This window comes from Microcoleus sp. S28C3 (assembly GCF_036700785.1).
Taxonomy (GTDB): domain Bacteria; phylum Cyanobacteriota; class Cyanobacteriia; order Cyanobacteriales; family Microcoleaceae; genus Microcoleus; species Microcoleus asticus.
The window spans coordinates 24,445-43,874 of sequence record NZ_JAUBPO010000015.1; the positions used below are offsets into that span (position 1 = coordinate 24,445).

12 protein-coding genes are annotated in these 19,430 nt (G+C 45.7%); 8 read left to right on the plus strand and 4 right to left on the minus strand.

The genetic code is table 11. The features are described 5' to 3' along the window. Positions 1–2: 2 nt before the first annotated feature. Both QUA13_RS06785 and QUA13_RS06790 read right to left on the minus strand, forming a co-directional pair. On the minus strand, positions 3–5,456 hold the full coding sequence (locus QUA13_RS06785; protein ID WP_333197602.1) for a PAS domain S-box protein: 5,454 nt from the start codon (positions 5,454–5,456) through the stop codon (positions 3–5). A gap of 682 nt (positions 5,457–6,138) precedes the next feature. Beyond that, the gene (locus tag QUA13_RS06790) at positions 6,139–6,489 is read right to left on the minus strand and encodes a hypothetical protein (RefSeq protein ID WP_333197604.1); all 351 of its coding nucleotides are present in this window, start codon (positions 6,487–6,489) and stop codon (positions 6,139–6,141) included. A gap of 549 nt (positions 6,490–7,038) precedes the next feature. Here QUA13_RS06790 and QUA13_RS06795 point away from each other — a divergent pair. The 6 genes from QUA13_RS06795 to QUA13_RS06820 all read left to right on the plus strand — a co-directional run bounded on the left by QUA13_RS06795 (position 7,039) and on the right by QUA13_RS06820 (position 14,684). Beyond that, on the plus strand, positions 7,039–7,332 hold the full coding sequence (locus tag QUA13_RS06795) for an MFS transporter (protein ID WP_333197605.1): 294 nt from the start codon (positions 7,039–7,041) through the stop codon (positions 7,330–7,332). A 299-nt stretch (positions 7,333–7,631) separates the two neighbouring features. Next, positions 7,632–8,975, plus strand: coding sequence for a nitrate/sulfonate/bicarbonate ABC transporter ATP-binding protein (locus QUA13_RS06800; RefSeq protein ID WP_333197607.1), 1,344 nt, complete (start codon positions 7,632–7,634; stop codon positions 8,973–8,975). Between the two features lie 95 nt (positions 8,976–9,070). Beyond that, on the plus strand, positions 9,071–10,807 hold the full coding sequence (locus QUA13_RS06805; protein WP_333197609.1) for an ABC transporter permease subunit: 1,737 nt from the start codon (positions 9,071–9,073) through the stop codon (positions 10,805–10,807). 274 nt (positions 10,808–11,081) lie between these two features. After that, positions 11,082–11,966: an amino acid ABC transporter substrate-binding protein gene (locus QUA13_RS06810; RefSeq protein ID WP_333197611.1), complete on the plus strand. Its 885-nt coding sequence runs from the start codon at positions 11,082–11,084 to the stop codon at positions 11,964–11,966. A gap of 153 nt (positions 11,967–12,119) precedes the next feature. Beyond that, positions 12,120–13,517 carry a magnesium transporter gene (mgtE, locus tag QUA13_RS06815; RefSeq protein WP_333197613.1) on the plus strand — a complete coding sequence of 466 codons (1,398 nt, stop codon included), beginning with the start codon at positions 12,120–12,122 and terminating at the stop codon, positions 13,515–13,517. 243 nt (positions 13,518–13,760) lie between these two features. After that, a complete protein-coding gene (locus QUA13_RS06820) occupies positions 13,761–14,684 on the plus strand; it encodes a hypothetical protein (protein WP_333197615.1) in 924 nt (307 codons plus the stop codon). 315 nt (positions 14,685–14,999) lie between these two features. On the opposite strand, the gene QUA13_RS06825 is transcribed toward QUA13_RS06820, so the two are convergent. Together QUA13_RS06825 and QUA13_RS06830 are read right to left on the minus strand one after the other, a co-directional pair. Beyond that, complete coding sequence (locus tag QUA13_RS06825) at positions 15,000–15,518, minus strand: hypothetical protein (RefSeq protein ID WP_333197617.1); 519 nt, start codon at positions 15,516–15,518, stop codon at positions 15,000–15,002. A gap of 20 nt (positions 15,519–15,538) precedes the next feature. Continuing rightward, complete coding sequence (locus QUA13_RS06830) at positions 15,539–16,621, minus strand: ParM/StbA family protein (protein WP_172185049.1); 1,083 nt, start codon at positions 16,619–16,621, stop codon at positions 15,539–15,541. Between the two features lie 322 nt (positions 16,622–16,943). Between QUA13_RS06830 and ftsH2 the strand changes: the two genes are divergently transcribed. Next, positions 16,944–18,830 (plus strand): ATP-dependent zinc metalloprotease FtsH2, encoded by a 1,887-nt coding sequence (ftsH2, locus tag QUA13_RS06835; protein WP_172185051.1) that lies wholly within the window; start codon positions 16,944–16,946, stop codon positions 18,828–18,830. 133 nt (positions 18,831–18,963) lie between these two features. Then, positions 18,964–19,374, plus strand: a complete 411-nt coding sequence (locus QUA13_RS06840) for a hypothetical protein (RefSeq protein WP_333197619.1) — start codon at positions 18,964–18,966, stop codon at positions 19,372–19,374. Positions 19,375–19,430 lie beyond the last annotated feature (56 nt).

A 19,430-nucleotide genomic window follows, 5' to 3' on the forward strand; every position in this document is an offset into this window, starting at 1 on the left:
ACTCAGGTTGGGGAATTGCCGTGAATTAGCTGAAGAATTTGCTCAAATTGATACTGGTTGGCAAGTTCAGTCAGACGGTTAGCAAGTTGAGCGAGTTCTGGGGAGAGTTGAGATACAAGTTCAACGATCGCCCCATCGTCTCCACATACAGCATTCTCCTCCAATTGAGCCAGCCATGCTTCTGGTAATGTTGCCATCAGTGTTGGAGCGAGGGCATCTGAAACGGGACAGATCGTACAGCAGAGGTATGTTTCCTCTTTCTCATGCACTGTTCCTTCTTTCTGGTATACATACTCTAAGCCTAGATATTCCGCCATCTTGAGAAATAGCGTATTTTCTCGGAAGGGTTTGCTGATGTAGTCGTTGCAGCCAGCAGCGAGGGCGAGGGTGCGATCGCTCTGAGAAGCCTGTGCTGTGAGTGCAATAATGATGCTGGTTTGTCCGTGTTCCATTGCCCGAATTTTTTTAGTGGCTTCGTATCCATCTACCAAGGGCATTCTGATGTCCATCCAGGTGAGGTCGGGTTGCCATTCAAGCCATAGCTGGATTGCCTCCTGTCCGTTGGTAGCTTCTCGTACCTCCAATCCTAATTGTGTCAGCAATCTGACTATCAACAGGCGATTTTCGGCGCGATCGTCAACTACCAAAATGCGACGGTGGGGTTGACCGGGAGCCAGCCCTATCACGATGCGATCGTGCTGTTCGGATGTGAGGTTAACTCCACTGGTGGGAGTGATGGGGAAAGTAAAGGTAAATGTAGTTCCCTGTCTTAAAATGCTACTAACAGCAATTTCTCCGCCCACGAGTTCTAAGAGTTTGCGACTAATGGTCAATCCTAACCCTGTGCCACTTACCGATTGCTTTCCAGCTTGGGCTTGCACGAACGCATCGAAGATAGTATCAATTTCTTCGGGTGCAATCCCTACACCCGTGTCACTCACTGCAAACTGGAGAATAGTCCGAGTTGTGAATGCTACTTCTGTAGTGGGAGCCTTGATGCTGACGCGCAAAGTAATGCTTCCCCGCTCGGTAAATTTAATCGCATTACTCAAAAGATTGAGCAAAACTTGGCGCAGTTTTTGAGCGTCGGCAAGAATAAATTGGGGAACTTCGGGAGCAATCTCGAAACAAAGGTCAAGTCTTTTAGAACTTGCTCGTTCTGCTAACATATTTCGCAGGTTATGTAGCAGGGCAATTAAGTCAAATCCACTTTCTTCAATTGTGCAGTGTCCTGATTCAATTTTTGAGAGGTCTAAAATATCATTAATCAAACTCAAGAGATGGTCGCCACTGCGACGAATGGTTTGTAGGTCTTCTTGCTGGTTGGGAGTGAGGGAAGGGTCATGGGTCATTACCTGGGTAAATCCCAGAATTACGTTGAGGGGTGTGCGGAGTTCATGGCTCATATTGGCGAGGAAGATACTTTTCGCCATGTTTGCTGATTCTGCAGCTTCCATTGCTTGTCGCAGTGCTATTTCTTTTTGTTTGCGATCGCTGATGTCTTTGTGTGTTCCAATCATCCGTAAAGGCTTACCCTGTTCATCATAGGCAACGACTTTCCCGTAGTCAGCGATCCACTTCCATTCCCCTGACTTGCAACGCACGCGATAATCAAAGGCATACTTAATTGAGCTATCTTGCAAGTGACTGTTCAGATACTCAAAAACCAAGAATTTATCATCAGGATGAATCATCTGCTCCCAGACCTTCAAATCCATCACCAACTCACCCGGCTGGTAGCCCCGCATTTCCTGGTAGTGGGAACTCAGGTAAAATTTTCCAGTTTTAATGTTCCAATCCCACAGTCCATCTCCAGAGGCTTCTAGTGCTAGCATTAAGCGTTCCTCACTCATTTGTAAAGCTGTTTCAGCTTGATGTTGTTGCGTCAGATCGATCGCCACACCACCGACTAGCAGTTGTCCAAATAAGTCGGGAATGAGAAATTTGTAAACGAGAAAATCACCCAGCGTTCCATCTCGACGGGGCGCAACCTCAACCGTTTCAATTACCTCCTGGGTTTGAATAACCGCTTGGATATTGTCGAGAAATTGTTGGGCGACGGCGCCAGAGTAAAGTTCACAAATGGATTTGCCAATCAGATCGTCAGTGGGTAACTCGAAGGTATGGAGATAAGTCTGGCTAGCATAGAAAATTACACCTTTTTCATCGGTAATCCAGGCAGGGGCAGGGCTATGATTCATGAAGGCTTGGAAGCGAGCTTCACTTTCTCGGAGTGCCTGTTCTGCTTGTTGGCGTTCCGCTTCAATGCGTTTGCGATCGCTAATATCCCGGCAGATACAGAAGTTCATCATTTCACCTTCTAATTCTACCCGATCCAAGCTAATTTCTACATCATAAACTGAACCATCCTTGCGGCGATGTCGCGTCTCAAACAAAGGAACAATCTCTTCTGTATTGAGCATGATTTGTAGTTCTTCCTGCGTCCATTGAACATCCCAATCAGAGACATTCATATTCAGGGTTTCTTCTAAGCTGTAGCCCAGCATTCTAGCAAAACTAGGGCTGGCTTCGATCGCGTTTCCGCGCCGATTTATGACAACAACACCGTCCCTGGAAGTGTTAAAAAACGTTTTAGTCCGCAGGAGTTCCTGTTCTAGTGCAAGTTCGGCTTTTTTGCGATCTGTAATATCTTTCATGAAGCAGTAATGCCCTAAAAATTGATGCTGTTCGTCGTAAGTTGAAATCATAACGACTTGTTTGTAAAAAACCGAACCATCTTTACGAACCCCTTTCGTTTCAACTTCAACTCTGCCCTCTTGCACCATCAGCCAATAAGCTGCAACCAGTTTTTCCAACTCATCGGGAGCTACGGTCTTTTCCCAGGACATCCCCATCATTTCTTCTGGGTGATAGCCTGTCATGTCAGCATAAGCTTTATTGACATATAGGTAACGCCCTTGTACATCCAGTTGGGAAATGCCGGCCACCGCATTTTTCATCACCTCACTCATTTCTCTAAGCTCTGCTTCTGCGTGTTTGCGATCGGTGATATCTTCTGAAAAACAAAGTAGGTACTGGAACAGATGCTGCTCGTCGCAAATGGGAATCTTCACAGTATGTAGCCAACGTTTGCCCAGACTATGACTGTCAATGAGTTCTTCAGCAATATCCTCAGTCTTACCTTTTTCAAAAGCTTCTCTATCCTTTTGCTCAAAAAAGATAGCCTGTTCTATTGGGAAAAAATCAGAGCCACTTTTGCCGATCGCTTGTTCGGCTGAGATGCCAAATAACCGTTCGCTGGTTTTATTCCAAAACTGAAATACGCCCAATCGTTTAGGATCTGCGTCCTTAACAAAAATTGCAATCGGTAGATGATCCAGCAGTGCTTGTAAGAAGTTGCGAGTTTTTTGGATTTCCAGCTCTACTTTTTTGCGCTTGCTAATATCAATAAACGTAACTACAACTTGTGCAATTTGACCGTTTCGATCGAACTCCGGGAAGGCATTAACTAATAGCCAAACACAATTATCAATTTCTTTGTTAATTCCTAAAACATAATTTTTCAGGGAACTTCCAGTGGATACAACCTGATTTACCGGATATTCCTCTAGGGGCATAACGCTGCCATCTTCCTGCACAAAATGCCAGGCCGGAGAGATCCCTGTTTTTCCCAGCATTTGATCCATTGAAAGCCCTAGTAATTCACCGGCCTTTTCATTACATAATTGGATGCTGGTATCTGTCGCATGAATCACAAAACCCGCATTTAAGTTATCGATCAATTGCCGATATCTGGCTTCGCTTACCTGTAAAGCAAATTCAGCTTGCTTGCGCTCGGTAATGTCGGTGTGAGAGCCAGCCATCCGAATTACATTACCTGCATCATCCCAAAGTGCCTGACCGCGATCGAGCATCCATTTGTAGGAACCATCTTTGCAGCGAATGCGATGTTCTGTGATATAGAAAGGAGTTTTCTTGGCAAAATGGTCTTGAACGGCTTGCATCACCCATCCCAAATCATCGGGATGTACCAGATTACCCCATACGTCTACAAGGTTTTTGATTTCGCGGTCTTCATAGCCCAAGATTTCCTTCGAGCGACTAGACAAGAATATCTCGTTGGTTTGAACATTCCAATCCCAAATGCCGTCATTATTCCCGCGTACAGAAAGTTCCCAGCGTTCTTCACTTTGACGTAGTGCTGCTTCTGCTTGTTTGCGGTCAGCAATATTCCGGGAAATCTTTGAGGATCCAATTATATTCCCTGTTTCGTCTTTAATGGGGGAGACACTCATCGAGACATCGATTAATGTTCCATCTTTCCTTAGCCTCTTTGTATCGTAGTGTTCGATGCGTTCTCCTCGCTGGATTTTGGTGAGAATTTCGTTTTCCTCATTTCGATAGTCTGCGGGAATCAGTTTTGTCCCTGATTGCCCTACTATTTCGACTGCTGTATAGCCAAATATTGTTTCTGCTCCTACATTCCAACTTGTAATTACACCCTCTAAATCTTTGCTGATAATGGCATCTTCCGAAGACTCAACGATCGCAGCTAGTCGGGCGATCGCAATTTCTGCCTGTTGTCGCTGGTGAATTTCCCATTCCAACTGGCGATTTGCTTTTTTGAATTGATGGACTTCGCGATAACTAACTTGTGCGAGATACACGACTGACATCAGCAGCCACACTAAAATTAAGCCACCAATTAACACAACTATTGGTAAATTAAAATTATCCTTTTCTACTAAATCTAAATTGCGATCGATATCTAGTCGCCACTCTGCACTATAGGCTCTTATTACAACTGTTTTATGCAGTGAATAATGAGATGAAAGCTCTTGACCGTAGATTAAATTTGTGCCATCATATATAGCCACATTGTACCCAGGAGGCACTTTTAAAATACTGTCAAATAGAGTTTGAAACTTAAAAACTCCGACAATAAACCCATCAAACCGCTCCCCTACAAATAAAGGAAAACTTGCTAGAAATCCTTGACCCCCTTGAACGAGTGAAATTTTGCGAGTTAACATAGGTTGACGCAAATCACGAGCCACTTGCAAAGTGATTTTGCGACGCAGTTCCCGATTAAGATCTAGGTTTTGCGCTGCCTCATTCCCAGCCAGCGGCACAACCGATCGCACTTTAAATGATCGATCGACTAATTCGATCGCCTGATAACCGTAGAAATCCTTTACATAAGCCTCTGCATCGGCTTCCCAAAGAGCCAATGGCGTACCGCCATCGGCTTCCCAGCGATTCGCCATTTGCCGAAGTGTCAGCACTCGAATTGATAATCCTTCGCTCAGTTGTGACTGAATCGCATTGGCTTGCTGCTGAATTAACTGCTCGATGTGAATTTGTCTGTTGATGGTTAGCTGTTGCCACGTAAGTAAAACAGCAAGAGAAGCCAGCACCCCAAGCAGAAGAGGTAGCCATCTTTTAAATCGTGTTTGGCATAAGGTTATAATCAGGTTGAGTCTAGTTGTAGCCATAAATTAACGATATATTAATAGATTTATCTGCAAATTTTGGGGCAAAAATTGTGTAATTTTATGATGCTAACGAGCCAAATTTTAAGCGTTAAAAGCAGTTCGCCTTCGGACAATTTCTAAACAAACTCGATCGGTTCTAAATAGAACTTTTAAATTATACCGAGCGATAATCTTATTCCTTAAGCCCTAGATATATCACTAAATTTAGAAAGAGCGCTGAGCTACATCTGTTCAGATTGTAAATAGACATTGTTTGCCAACATTGGCTACAAAACCAGTAGATTTGATGCTGGTGAACGTGACGGAGCATTTGATTCGAGCAGCAGGGGCAGTCTGTCATAAAGACCTATATCTTAACTAAGGGGGTATTTAACTCTTGTTGCAAAGTGCTGTAAACACGGTCGAAGCACCAAGAACAATACCCTAGAAAAAACAAATAAAGATTTGGTAAGGAATACAAAATGCTTAAGGAAAAGATACAAGTTTAAACATTCTGTAATAATATTAAGAGCGCAGAGAATTTTTATCCCACAATACGCACATTATTACGCACCTTGTAATGTTACATCTGTTTTTTGACAATTCTACACTATTCAGATAAAGCTTTTGAGGCTTATTCCTACATAAAATAGTTTTGCTGTTCCCCGTTCCCTCTGCCCTGTTCCCTGTTCCTTAATTTGATCTAAGAGTCTAAATCCCAGCCCAACACCTTGGCAATTTTAACACAAAGCATAGCTGGAGCGAGGGGATTCACTATCACTGCTGGCAGGTTATATTGTTGGAACCAGCTTTGCTGTAAATAACCCCATTTCGGTACGTAAATTAGTATCACAACTGGAATTCTTTGGGTTGGGGGTTGTTTTCTTAGTTGTTTGAGAAATCGCACTCCATCTATTTCGCCGACGGCAACTTCCAAAATAATGGCATCTGGCTGAGAGAGTATTGCTTGTTGCACGCCTTCTAAAGTAGAATTAGCAACTCGCAGGTTCCTACCTGCAAAAGCGGTTAAATAAGCTTGTATTACCTCCTGCATCTTGTTTTTTCCTGAATAAATAAAATTATTTTGGTTACCGTAGCCACCACTAATAAACCATTGATTTATTTCGGTATTCTATATCATAGTTGACAGCATTGAATAGCTGAAGAACATTTATTTACTGTCTGATTGGGAGCTGACAGTGCTGTTGGTACTACAGCCAATTTATCTCAATCCCCGCGATTTTGAAGCAGGAGCGTTGGTAAATCAAAGGGGAACGGTTGCCGGGGCTGTTTTGGGTTGATTTAGATGCTTTAGGGCTGATTGGGGCTGGCTATGGGGATTTTCCCTTTATTACCTTTAAGGCCGCCCAAAAACGGATACAAGCCTCCGACTCCTGTTGTGGAGAGCTCGAAATTTTAGACTTTTGTTCAAACTCCCAGATTCATCTGTGGAGTAAATCTAAAATCCTTCGACTCAGCGCTTACACCCAAGCCTCAAATCTCAAATCGACTGACTTTCACAGAAGCGCGATCGCATTTGACAGCCAGATTCCGCTATTTTACGCTTGGGCGATGGGAATTTATGCGATCGCAGCCCTGATTTTTGGGCGGCAAGTTCGATCGCATCAGCATCTCGGCCCTGATGTTTGCAGTGATTTTTTCTTCACTGTTTGCCCCATTGGTATTCTTCGGAAACGGGCAGGGGGCATTGCTAGAAATGATTTTATGGGGTATAGGTATGGGAGCCGAGGAATCGACTTTGAAAGCCGCCGTAGCTGGACTCGTGCCTGCCAACAAAATAGGTTCCGTCTATGGGATATTTAACACAGGCTATGGCTTATCATGGTTTCTGGGCAGTTTGGCGATGGGAATTTTGTACGATCGCTCAATTACTTAGCTGGTTGTATTTTCAGTTGCGCTCCAACTCGCTGCTATTCCCGTCTTGTTCCTGGTGAAAAAGCGATCGTTTGTCACAGAAAATTGGCCAATACTCGACAGTCATACCATTTTCGATTTTCGATTTTTGATTTTCGATTGAGAATGACTGACTGCATCATGGTTTGGGGCTTGCCTGCCGTTGCATTATTTGACGAAACTGGTATCAATTAGCTGTTATCCGTTGTCAGTTTACCAGAGTTTTTGACGGCTGATTAATGACTAATAACTAAAATTAAACAAAACATAGGAGGTTGAGTTGTGATAGTTAAAACAGCAACAGAGTGCCTCATCACCTTAGAAGGCGTTAGCAAAGCTTACCAGCAGCCCAACGGTCAAAAAATCTCTATTTTAGAGCCAATTAATTTAGAGCTGCGATCGGGCGAAATAGTAGCTTTGCTCGGGCCTTCCGGTTCGGGTAAATCAACATTAATGCGGATGATTGCCGGACTTATCCCGCCCAGCGGCGGTCAAGTTCTTTACCACAATCGTCCTTTAGTCGGCTTAAATCCTGGGGTGGCAATTGTATTTCAAAACTTTGCCCTTTATCCTTGGCTGACGGTACTAGAAAATGTAGAATTAGGCTTAAAAGCTAAAGGAGAAGTGGCAGAAACGCGCAGGCAAAAAGCCTTGCGTATGATTGACGTTATTGGTTTAGACGGATTTGAAAATGCTTATCCGAAAGAACTTTCCGGCGGAATGCGGCAGCGGGTGGGATTTGCTAGAGCTTTGGCGGTGGAACCCGAATTGCTTTGCATGGATGAACCATTTTCAGCTTTAGACGTGCTGACGGCAGAAAACTTGCGGTTTGAGTTATTAGATTTGTGGCTAGAAAAGAAGATTCCAACTAAAGCTGTTTTAATCGTAACTCACGGGATTGAGGAAGCGGTAATTTTAGCCGATCGAGTTGTAGTCTTGGGTCGCAATCCGGGGCGAATTCGCGCCGAATTGACAGTGACTTTGCCGCACTACCGCGATCGCAAAACTGCGGAATTCCAAGCTCTCGTAGACCAAGTTTACAAAATTCTCACCAATCCTGACTTGAGCGACGAAACAGTGACAGAACCTGCTGAAAGTGCCGCTGCTGTGTCTCAAACTCAACCCCCTCAAAGCGCTAAATACCAATCTCTGCCGCAGGTGCGAACCGGTGCGATCGCAGGTCTGTTGGAACTCTTGGAAGACCGCAAGGAAAAAGACCTCTACCGCCTCGGTCAAGAATTAATGTTAGAGGTTGACGACATTTTGCCGATCGTGGAAGGAGCAAAATTAATGGATTTTCTGGTAATCCAAGAAGGCGACCTCATTTTAACTCCTGTTGGCATTCAGTTCATTGCCGGGGGAATTGACCAGCGCAAACAAATTGTTCGCACCCAAATTCTCAGTAATATTCGCCTCGTACAGCAAATTTCTCTAATGCTTCAGGCTAAGCGCAATCACCGCATTTCTGAAGAATTAATTTTGGATATTCTAGAAGCCCACTTTAGCCCCAAAGAAGCAATGCGGCAATTGAAAACTGCTATTGACTGGGGTCGCTATGCAGAGTTATACAGTTACGATGAACCGGGCGGCGAAATCTTCTTAGAATCAGAAGATAAAGCTGAGTAGTTAGTGGTTAGCTGTCTGTTGAATGTTGACTTTTGTCTCTTTTCATTAGTTACCAATGCCCGATGCCCAATTCCCATTCCCAATAACTAATTATTATGACAAGACCTCTAACACCCGCCAATAAAACTTTAGAAAGGTCAGCTTGGACTTGGCAAGACGGCTTGCTGATTCTAGCAATCTTCTCTCTAATTTTGGTCATTGTCCAAACAGCTTCTCAATTCAGCAGTGACTACAACCCAAATTTTCAAATTGAGACTACGCTAAATGTCTTGCCAGCATATACAGCCCAGAGTCTTTTACGCATGGCAGCAGCCTATTTGTTATCCCTGCTGTTTACCCTAGTTTATGCTTATTCTGCTTACCGCTTTCCCCTCGCAGCGAAAATTTTAATTCCCTTGTTAGACATTTTGCAGTCGATTCCAGTTTTATCTTTTTTGCCGGGAGTTGTTTTAGCGCTAGTTACTTTATTTCCAGGTCAAAGAATCGGCGTAGAACTCGCATCGATTATCTTAATATTTACTGGGATGACTTGGAATATGACCTTTAGTTTCTATCAGTCGCTTTCCGGCATTCCGCGAGAACTTAAGGAAGCTGCTCAAGTTTATCGGCTCAATGCTTGGCAGCAGTTCTGGACGTTAGAATTGCCCGCTGGTGCGATCGGACTGGTGTGGAACAGTGTCATGTCAGTAGCGGGCGGCTGGTTCTTTTTGATTGCGATCGAATCTTTTACTTTGGGTGACAAAAACTTTAATTTGCCCGGACTCGGTTCCTATTTGGGCAAGGCCGCCAATGAAGGTAATTTTGGGGCGATCGGCTGGGGTTTAGCAGTATTAATTGCTGTTATTATAGCCGTAGACTTTTTGATCTGGCAGCCTTTGATTGCTTGGGCGGAAAAGTTTAAATATCAAGCCGTGGAAGCTACCAATGTACCGCAGTCAAACTTGTTGGATTTTTTGAGGCGATCTGCGACGCTGCGGGTATTGAAGTCGCGCATCTCACCGATTAGAGACAGTTTCGATCGCGGTTTGGCAAGAGCTTTTGCACCTGCTAATTTACCAACAAATCCCAGACAAAAAAGCCGCATCGGAAATTGGATAAATTGGATATTTGTCAGCGGGTTTGCCGTCATTGTGCTTTGGGGAACTTGGGAAGCGGTGCTGCTGCTGCGGTTGCTGAATTTGTCTGACTGGCAAAAAGTCATGACGGGTGCATTTTTTACAGCTTTGCGAGTCATTTGCGCGCTATTTTTATCGCTGTTGTGGACAGTGCCGGTCGGAGTGGCGATCGGTCGAAATCCGCGTTTAGCTCAAATTTTGCAGCCATTAGTACAAATAGCAGCTTCTGTACCGGCAACCGCTTTATTTCCGGTATTGCTACTAGCTTTAATTCAGGCTGGGGGCGGCTTGCAAATTGGTTCTGTGGCGCTGATGATGTTGGGTACAATGTGGTATTTGCTGTTTAATGTTATTGCTGGCGCTCAAGCCATACCTTCGGAGTTATTTGAAGCTGCCCAAGTTTACAAACTATCCCTAATTCAGCGCTGGAAAAGTTTGATTTTACCGGGAATTTTTCCATACTTAATCACAGGAATTATTACTGCCGTTGGCGGAGCTTGGAATGCCAGTATAGTCAGCGAATACGTGCAGTTTAAAGGTCAAATTGTTACTACAGAGGGTTTGGGAGAAACTATTTCTCAGGCGACGGCATCTGGGAATTTTCCCTTGCTTTTGGCTGCTACTTCTGTGATGTCGTTGTTGGTTGTATTGACTAACCGTTTGGTTTGGCGGCCGCTTTACCGTTTGGCAGAAGAAAAATATCAACTATTGGTTTAATTTGGGTAGTAAAATAGGAGTGAAATATAGCAGCCAAAGCTGATAGAGAGCCGCTGTAAATTATTGGATATGGCGATTTAATTAAAATAAGCGACACTTGTATGCGGCAAAACGCCCGAAACTTAATTTTAGAGGGTGCAGGTTGAAGTTAGCCGATCGCAGCACCCAAAACAGCCCGATCGCCCAAAATTAGGCCGCCAAAATATATTGACAATATGGTTTTTTTGTGTATCATATTAAAAACCAGTAAAATATCTATTTAGATGCCGAACTAATGAACTCAGCACTAACTAACAAAAACCTAAAACTCGCAGCATTTACAGCCATATTTTCACTATTATTCCCTGCTGTTTTACCTACAGTTGCCTCAGCCCAGACAACACTAGAAGAAATTCGGCAAACCGGAATTCTCAAAGCAGGCATCAGAAAAGACGCCCCTCCCTTCGGCTACTTAGAAGGTGAAAAATGGCAAGGAGTTTGCATGGAAGGCTTAGAACTTTTCCGAGCTGACTTAGAAAAAAAATTAAATCGCTCCATCCGCTTAGAAAAACTAGAAACAGATCTCAACGAATCAGCCGAAAAAGGGCGCTTTCGCAGCGTTACCAGCAAGCGCGCTCACCTAGAATGCGGGCCTAATACTATCCTAAAAAATCCCCCCAGCGGGATTGCATATTCACTGCCTTTTTTATACAGCGGCACTTATTTGTTAGTCAAGCCAGAAAACAGAGTGAGAGTCAACCCTTCGGGATTCCTGCAAGACGTGACCATTGGCGTGCTAAGCGGTTCTCTTACCCAACAATTCATTGCAGGCCGATATCAACTAGCCAACCAGCGCATTTATGAAGGTATCGGGGGCCGAGAGTCGGGTGTAAAAGATGCGGTATCCGGAGCAATCGATGCCTTCGCTAGCGACGGAATGCTGTTAGTAGGAGAAGCTCTGAGACAGGGTTTAACTCCAAGCCAATATTCTGTTATACCGGAGCAGCCTTTAACCTGCATTTCTTACGGCATGATCTTGCCAGCAAGCGATACTGAATGGAAAGAAACAGTCAATAATTTTATTCGCAATCAAAGTTCGACGAACCTGTTGGAAAAAGTGCTCGGACGCAATTCTCCTTTCTTTCCGATGAGTGTCGCCGATCAAGATAAATGTATTTGAGCCCCAATCGCGCAAGGTACTCGGCGCGCACCAGAAAAATAGGTGTAAGATGCGGAGATTGTCAGGGCAAGTCCGATCGCTGCAACCAGTGGCGTCAATAAGCTCTAAACTGGATTCAGGAAGGCGCGCAGCACAGGTTTAGGAGGGTCATCAGTGACAGAAAAAAGTTATCAATCGTCTTCTCTACCCACCTACGCGCGAAAGGAACTGCGGGAATTAGTTCGATCGCAGTTAAGGGCCCTGTTGGAAGAAGGAGACTTTAAAGGAGCAAAAGCGATTTTGCACCCGGTGCAGGAAGCCGACATAGCTGAAGCTATCGAAGGCTTGCCAGAAACCATGCAAGTAATAGCTTTCCGCTTGCTTTCCAAAGACGAAGCCATCGCAGTTTACGAATATCTTGACTCCAGCGTTCAGCAGTCCCTGTGCGAAAAATTCAAACGCCAAGAAGTTCTCGATATTGTAGACAAAATGTCCCCGGACGATCGAGCTAAACTCTTTGACGAACTCCCGGCAATATTAGTCCGTCGCCTGTTGGGTGAATTGAGCCCGACGGAACGGGAAGCAACGGCGCAACTCTTGGGTTACGAAGCCAGTACCGCCGGCCGGATCATGACCCCGGAATACATTTCTCTGAAAGAAAGCTTTACCGTCGCCCAAGCTTTAGACCGAATTCGCTCTTTAGCTAAAACTACAGAAACAATTTATTCTCTTTACGTCACCGACGCCGGACGCAGCTTGACCGGCATTTTATCCTTGCGGGATTTAGTCACTTCCCCCCTCGACAAAACTGTGGGCGAAATTATGACCCGCGACGTAGTTTCTGTTCAAACAGGAACGGATCAAGAAGAAGTAGCTAGGCTGATCCAGCGTTACGATTTTTTAGCAGTGCCCGTTGTAGACCGCGAACAGCGCCTGGTCGGGATCATTACAGTTGACGATGCGATCGACATTTTAGAACAAGAAGCAGCCAAAGATATTTATACCTTGGGCGGCGTCCAGTCCGGCGGCGACAATTATTTTCAGACCGATTTAATTACCGTTGCCCGGAAAAGGGTCGTGTGGCTGTTTGTTCTGCTTTTAACTAATACTGTCACCGGCGCAATTATTCGAGCTCAAGAAGATATTTTGCACCAAGTAGTCGCCCTAGCAGCCTTTATTCCACTGCTGACTGGCACTGGAGGCAATGTCGGAGCTCAGTCCTCAACTGTTGTAATTCGCGGTTTGAACACTGATGAAATTACAGCAATGGGGCCGTTTCAAGTAATTGTTCGCGAGGGGATGGCGGGAGCGCTGCTAGGAGGTATATTGGGGACTGTAGCGACGGGCTGGGCTTACACTCTGCAAGGGAATTTAGCAGTGGCAATCGCGGTGGGGGTGAGTTTGTTGGCGATCGCAATTTTAGCTTCTATTGCCGGTTCAGCTCTGCCGTTTCTATTTCGTTCTTTGGGTTTAGACCCCGCTTTAATGTCTGCTCCTTTTATTACCACCGCAGTTGATGTCCTCGGGGTCTTGATTTATTTCACTTTAGCTCGACTAATTTTGCAGATTTAATATATTTAATTAGATGGCTGTGAATAAAAAACTTAATCGGTTTTTCACCACTGCTAAACTCGGGTCAACGTGCGATTCCCTACCAGATATCTGCACTGGCGCGTACTTTATTTTTACCCCCATCTTTGCACCAGTAAAAAAGAATGCAATTATTAGGCTCGCGATCCAAAATACGAGCTTCATCAGTCATTCCAAATCTAAAATCTACAATCTAAAATCTACAATCTAAAATGGTATTAGCCTATGTCATCATCCAATTCACAAACCAAAATCCAAAATCCCAAGTCGAGCAATTTGTTAGAAACTGCTGAAGCGGTTTTTCTTGCTGCCTCTGCTGTGGGATTGGCTGTTAGTTTGGTTTGGGGGCAGAGCGTTTATGCTCAAGTGCCTGTAGTGATTTCGTTGGTGTTAAATTTTGTGAACCGGCAGAAGTTGCACGGGCAAGTTAAAGCAAGTACGGCGGCAACGTTCGATCGCGTAAATCAACAAGGAGCTACTACCGATCGCGCGATCGAGCAATTGCAACTTGCTGTAAATGCTTTAGATGAAGCTCTTTCTAAAACATCTCGCGAAAATCTCAATGTTGGGCAGGGAGAAAATGTGCACTCTCTCATTTCAGCAATTGAGAACCTGCGCCAGCGATTAATAATTTTAGAAAAAACTATTAAAATGATTCAAAGCGAGATCGAACTCACCAGCCGCCAATTCAAACAGCGGCCGGAGTTGCAACAAGTCGAAACTTTGACAACAATAATTCTGGACTTGCAGCAGTTTATCAACGAACTGCCACAGTGGGGCAATTTGCAGCAGCGGCAGCTAACAGAACTTCAGCAAAAAGTAGACAATGCTTTGGCTGAGCTATCTGAAGAAATTGCTGTGATTCCCAACCGCGTGCAGGAGGCAGTAGCTAGTCGCGGGGGGGAAATTAACCCAGAGCTTGGTTCTGGTTTGAATGCCGATCGAAAGAAGGCCTATCGACCTAAAACCCAGAATGAGAAAATTCGCCAGAAATATCCCAGAGCTTATGTCAAGTGGAGTCAGGATGAAGACGAAAACTTGAAGCAAGAATATGCTAGCGGTCAACAAATTGGCGAATTAGTTCAGAGATTTCAGCGACAGCCTAGTGCAATTCGTTCGCGATTACAAAAATTAGGATTGATGGAATAAAATCGAGACTAATGATTAATGGCGGATGACTAATATAGCAACCGCACCCGACGTTTAGGAGGTTCTTAATTGCCGGAACATGAACTCTTATATTGCTTCTGGCTTCACGACGCTAGATAACTAAAGCCTTCTGACTTCTGACCTCCGTTACATTCAAAGAAAGCGAATCCGTTGCCGAACTTCCTTCTTCCATAACAAAACGATCGCCCTTTTTTTTAAAAGAGCGATCGTTTTATTTCTTTATTCAGTACCGGCTGCCAACAGCGGGCCACTAACATTACATCTCAAGGCTTTTTAGCCTGGGTCTACCTCATTCTAGAAATCTTGGGGTAACAAAGAACTTAAACGCTCCAACAAAGGATCGGAATTCCGAGGAGGAGCAACCTCAGCATCTGACACTAAATTATCATCCGCCACAGACTCAGACTCAATCGAGCCAGGCTCTACTACTTTTGAAACTTGGGCAAAAGAAACTTGAGCAAACTTACTGTTAACACTCCCCTGCAACTGATCCAACTGCGCGCTGAGTTGACTCAGGTGATGTTCCAGTCCCTCCAAACGGCTTAATTCCTCAGCCGAAACATTGCGCTCGAACTCAGCAAATTTGACCGCAAGTTCAGCAATACCCTGTTCCAACCGCTGAAAGCTCTGTGTAGAGCTAGCAGACTCAGATACAGACAAAAACTGCCACAAAGCTTGCTTGCAGAGATTGCTGAAAGTCTGATACTTCGTGAAAGCCAACTCTTTTTCAATAGCGGCCAGCAAAGTTTGATCCGCAGCATCTTCAGTAAACGCCACCGAGAAATTCGCCTTATTTTTTGCCCACAGTGCCATAGGGTTCAAGCCTTAATCCGTTACTTTATCGTGGCTAGCTGAGCCTCAGCATAAATAAACTGTCCCAAAGCATTAGCTTTCCGAGAAGGCTGAGCCAAGTGAGCCTTAAGATTGGCGTCTTTAAGCAAAGGTTGCAGCACCTCCCAGAAAAACTCGCCGCCGCCGCCAGTCAGAACCACATCCGTCACCCGTTCCGGCAGCCACTGCACCAAACGTTCGGACAGTTCGTTAGCGAAAGCCTCCCGCAAATCCTTAATAATCGGATCTAAATTAGTCGGCTTAGTCGCTCCTCTCGGACGGTAGAAACGCTGGCCTTCTGGTTTATTCACCGCTTCCAGTAAAGACAGAGATTGAGGGTCTGCCCCCGGAATTTTTGAGGCAACTTGTTCGTAGAACTTGTTCATGGCGAAGGAATCGCTCTTAGAAGCCGCGCGGGCGAACCGGAAACGATCGACCATTAACAAATCGGTAGTTTGGTGTCCGATATCGACAACAGCCACCGACAGTTCGGGCAACTCCGGCGTAAACTCCTTGTTGTCTTGAGCCTCGCACCAAATCAGGCTGCCGAAGCCTTCGGGCATCACCCAAACGTGACTGATGTTAATATCAACACGCTCGCCCCTGTACACCACAACGTGGGGAGAGCGCAGTTGGCTGATAATCTCTTCCTTTTCTTTCTCAAACTGATCCTGGGAATAAAACGGCAAACCCAGCACAACTGCTATTTCGCCCTTCATCTGGAAATATCCAGCACAGGAAAAAACCTTAACCAAAGCATCTACTACTTTCGACTGGTCGGCGCCGCCGAGATTAGCGCCAAAATCTGCAGCCAGTTGGCCTATAGCGTACCCTTTGCCCTGGTACTCCAGCCACATATCCAACAGAGGGTCTGTTGCTTTCGACTCAAAGCTGCCGCCGCGAACCTTTTCAACGGGCATAGCAGCCACGTTGGCAGGGATGAAAACAACGCTGCTGGGGTTGCGACTCACGCAGGCTTTAGTTGCCGTCCGACCCAAATCAGCACTAATAATCGATTTGTGAGAAGCGATCTTAGTCTGCTGCGTCAGCATAGCCGAATTAGGAACAAGCTGTCTAGTTGTCATTGAAATGTGTTACCTCACTGAGCCTCACCATTATCATGCCTTATCCCTTGACACTGCCACGATTAAAGACAGTGGGTTTTGCGGCGATTCTTCTAACTCTACCTAGATTGGTATCGAAATCAGCACCAAACATTATATTCGGGACGATCGCCCTTACCGTAACTAACCTAACTTTTTCTGGAGCGATCGTCGTTTAAGCTCTGTTGCCTGAGAGTGCATTGTTAAGTTAAATTTAGTTAAGATTCTGAGTGTAAACTTTTGTCGCACTTCTCCGACACCGCGATCTTACCCGATCTGTCCCCAATTCAAGGCATCCGCATTTATGAAAATTTCTTGGCGAACTATACTACTTTGGACTTTACCCGCCTTAGTCATCGGCTTTTTCTTGTGGCAGGGGGCTTTTGCCCCATCCCCCACAGAAATGACCAAGAACACCGCCAGTACCCGCCTCAGCTACGGTCGATTCTTAGATTACTTAAACGCCGGTCGAGTGACCAGCGTTGACCTTTACGACGGAGGCCGGACGGCTATTGTCCTAGCAGTCGATCCCGAACTGGACAATCACGAGCAGCGGTGGCGGGTGGACTTGCCCTCAAATGCCCCGGAACTGGTTTCTAGACTCAGAGACTCCAAAATCAGCTTCGACACTCACCCACTGCGCAACGACGGCGCTGTCTGGGGACTTTTAGGCAATCTAGTATTTCCCCTCTTGTTAGTAGGAGGGCTATTTTTCCTCTTCCGCCGCGGTGGCAACGTTCCCGGCGGCCCGGGCCAAGCCATGAATTTTGGCAAATCCAAAGCCCGCTTTCAAATGGAAGCTAAAACAGGCGTACTGTTCGACGACGTAGCAGGCGTTGAGGAAGCCAAAGAAGAACTTCAAGAAGTGGTGACATTCCTCAAAAAACCCGAACGCTTCACCGCAGTCGGGGCGAAGATTCCCAAAGGCGTGCTGCTAGTGGGCCCTCCCGGAACCGGTAAAACCCTGCTGGCAAAAGCGATCGCAGGCGAAGCCGGCGTGCCTTTCTTCAGCATCTCCGGTTCGGAATTTGTGGAAATGTTCGTCGGTGTCGGCGCTTCCCGCGTTCGCGACTTGTTCAAGAAAGCTAAAGAAAATGCTCCTTGCATCATCTTTATCGATGAAATCGATGCAGTGGGCCGCCAGCGCGGCGCCGGTATCGGCGGCGGTAACGACGAACGGGAACAAACCCTGAACCAGTTGCTGACCGAAATGGACGGTTTTGAGGGCAATACTGGCATTATCATCATTGCTGCCACGAACCGCCCCGACGTGCTCGACTCAGCGCTGCTGCGTCCGGGACGTTTTGACCGCCAAGTTAGCGTAGATACGCCGGATATCAAAGGCCGCTTGGAAATTTTGGAAGTTCACGCGCGCAACAAGAAGCTGTCTCCGGAGATTTCTTTGGACGCCATCGCCCGCCGCACTCCGGGTTTTACCGGGGCTGATTTGGCTAACTTGCTCAACGAAGCTGCTATTTTAACTGCCCGCCGCCGGAAAGAAGCGATTACGATGCTCGAAGTTGACGATGCAGTCGATCGCGTGGTAGCAGGTATGGAAGGCACTCCCTTGGTGGACAGCAAGAGCAAGCGCTTGATTGCTTACCACGAAATCGGCCACGCGATCGTCGGTACAATCATTCAAGCCCACGATCCAGTTCAAAAAGTTACCTTAGTTCCTCGCGGACAGGCCCGCGGCTTGACTTGGTTCATGCCCAGCGAAGACCAAGGTTTGATTTCTCGATCGCAAATTTTGGCCCGGATTAGCGGTGCTTTGGGTGGTCGCGCAGCCGAAGAAGTAGTTTTCGGCGATGCCGAAGTAACCACCGGTGCCGGCAACGACTTGCAGCAAGTCAGCGGTATGGCGCGCCAAATGGTGACTCGCTACGGGATGTCTACCTTGGGCCCGATCGCCCTGGAAGCTCAGCAAAGCGAAATTTTCCTCGGCCGCGACTACACAGCGCGATCGGAATATTCCGAAGAAATTGCCTCTCGGATTGACGGACAAGTCCGGGAAATTGTCGATCGCTGCTACGACGACGCCCGCCGAATTATTCGCGAAAATCGCACCGTGGTCGATCGCTTAGTCGATTTGTTGATCGAAAAAGAAACCATCGACGGCGAAGAGTTGCGCCTAATCGTCTCTGAGTACACTTTTGTTCCTGAAAAAGAACAATATGTTCCTCAGCTTTAAGACTTGTTTAAAAATTAGGGACACGGCAATGCCGTGTCTTTAAAAAGTAGGGACGCAGCACTATTGCCACGTCCCTACTTTTTCATTAAACTGTCAATAATATTAAACCGCTCCTAAACGCCAATTAACGCAGATGAATACTAAATTTGCCATACATACTAAGAATTCGTTATTTTTTTTAATAGCAACTTTTATTTTTGTTTGTGTCAATACTTTGAGCGCCCGCGCCGAGAAATTAAGATGTTTTGTAGATATTTGCCTCGACCCCAGCAGCGTTGAATTAAGTAAATCAGATATTCCCGGTGCTCCTTCTTATCCAGTCAGAACCATTTTAGGAACTCAACAGTTTAGTAACCAGAAATTGTTGGCGCAAATGGAAGTTAACTGCCAGCAGCGACAGTTTAGAACTGTCAGAGTTAGCGAAGATGGCGAAAATTGGTCGAATTTCGATCCGAGATGGACTTTAGTCGATCGCAACTCATCTTTGTCGGGGCTGGTTGACTATACTTGTCAATTGGCGATCGCAGAACAAGAGAATAAATAAGTAGACCCAGAAAAAAAACAGATCGCCTATATCTTCAACCTTGGGCTTGCGGGTGC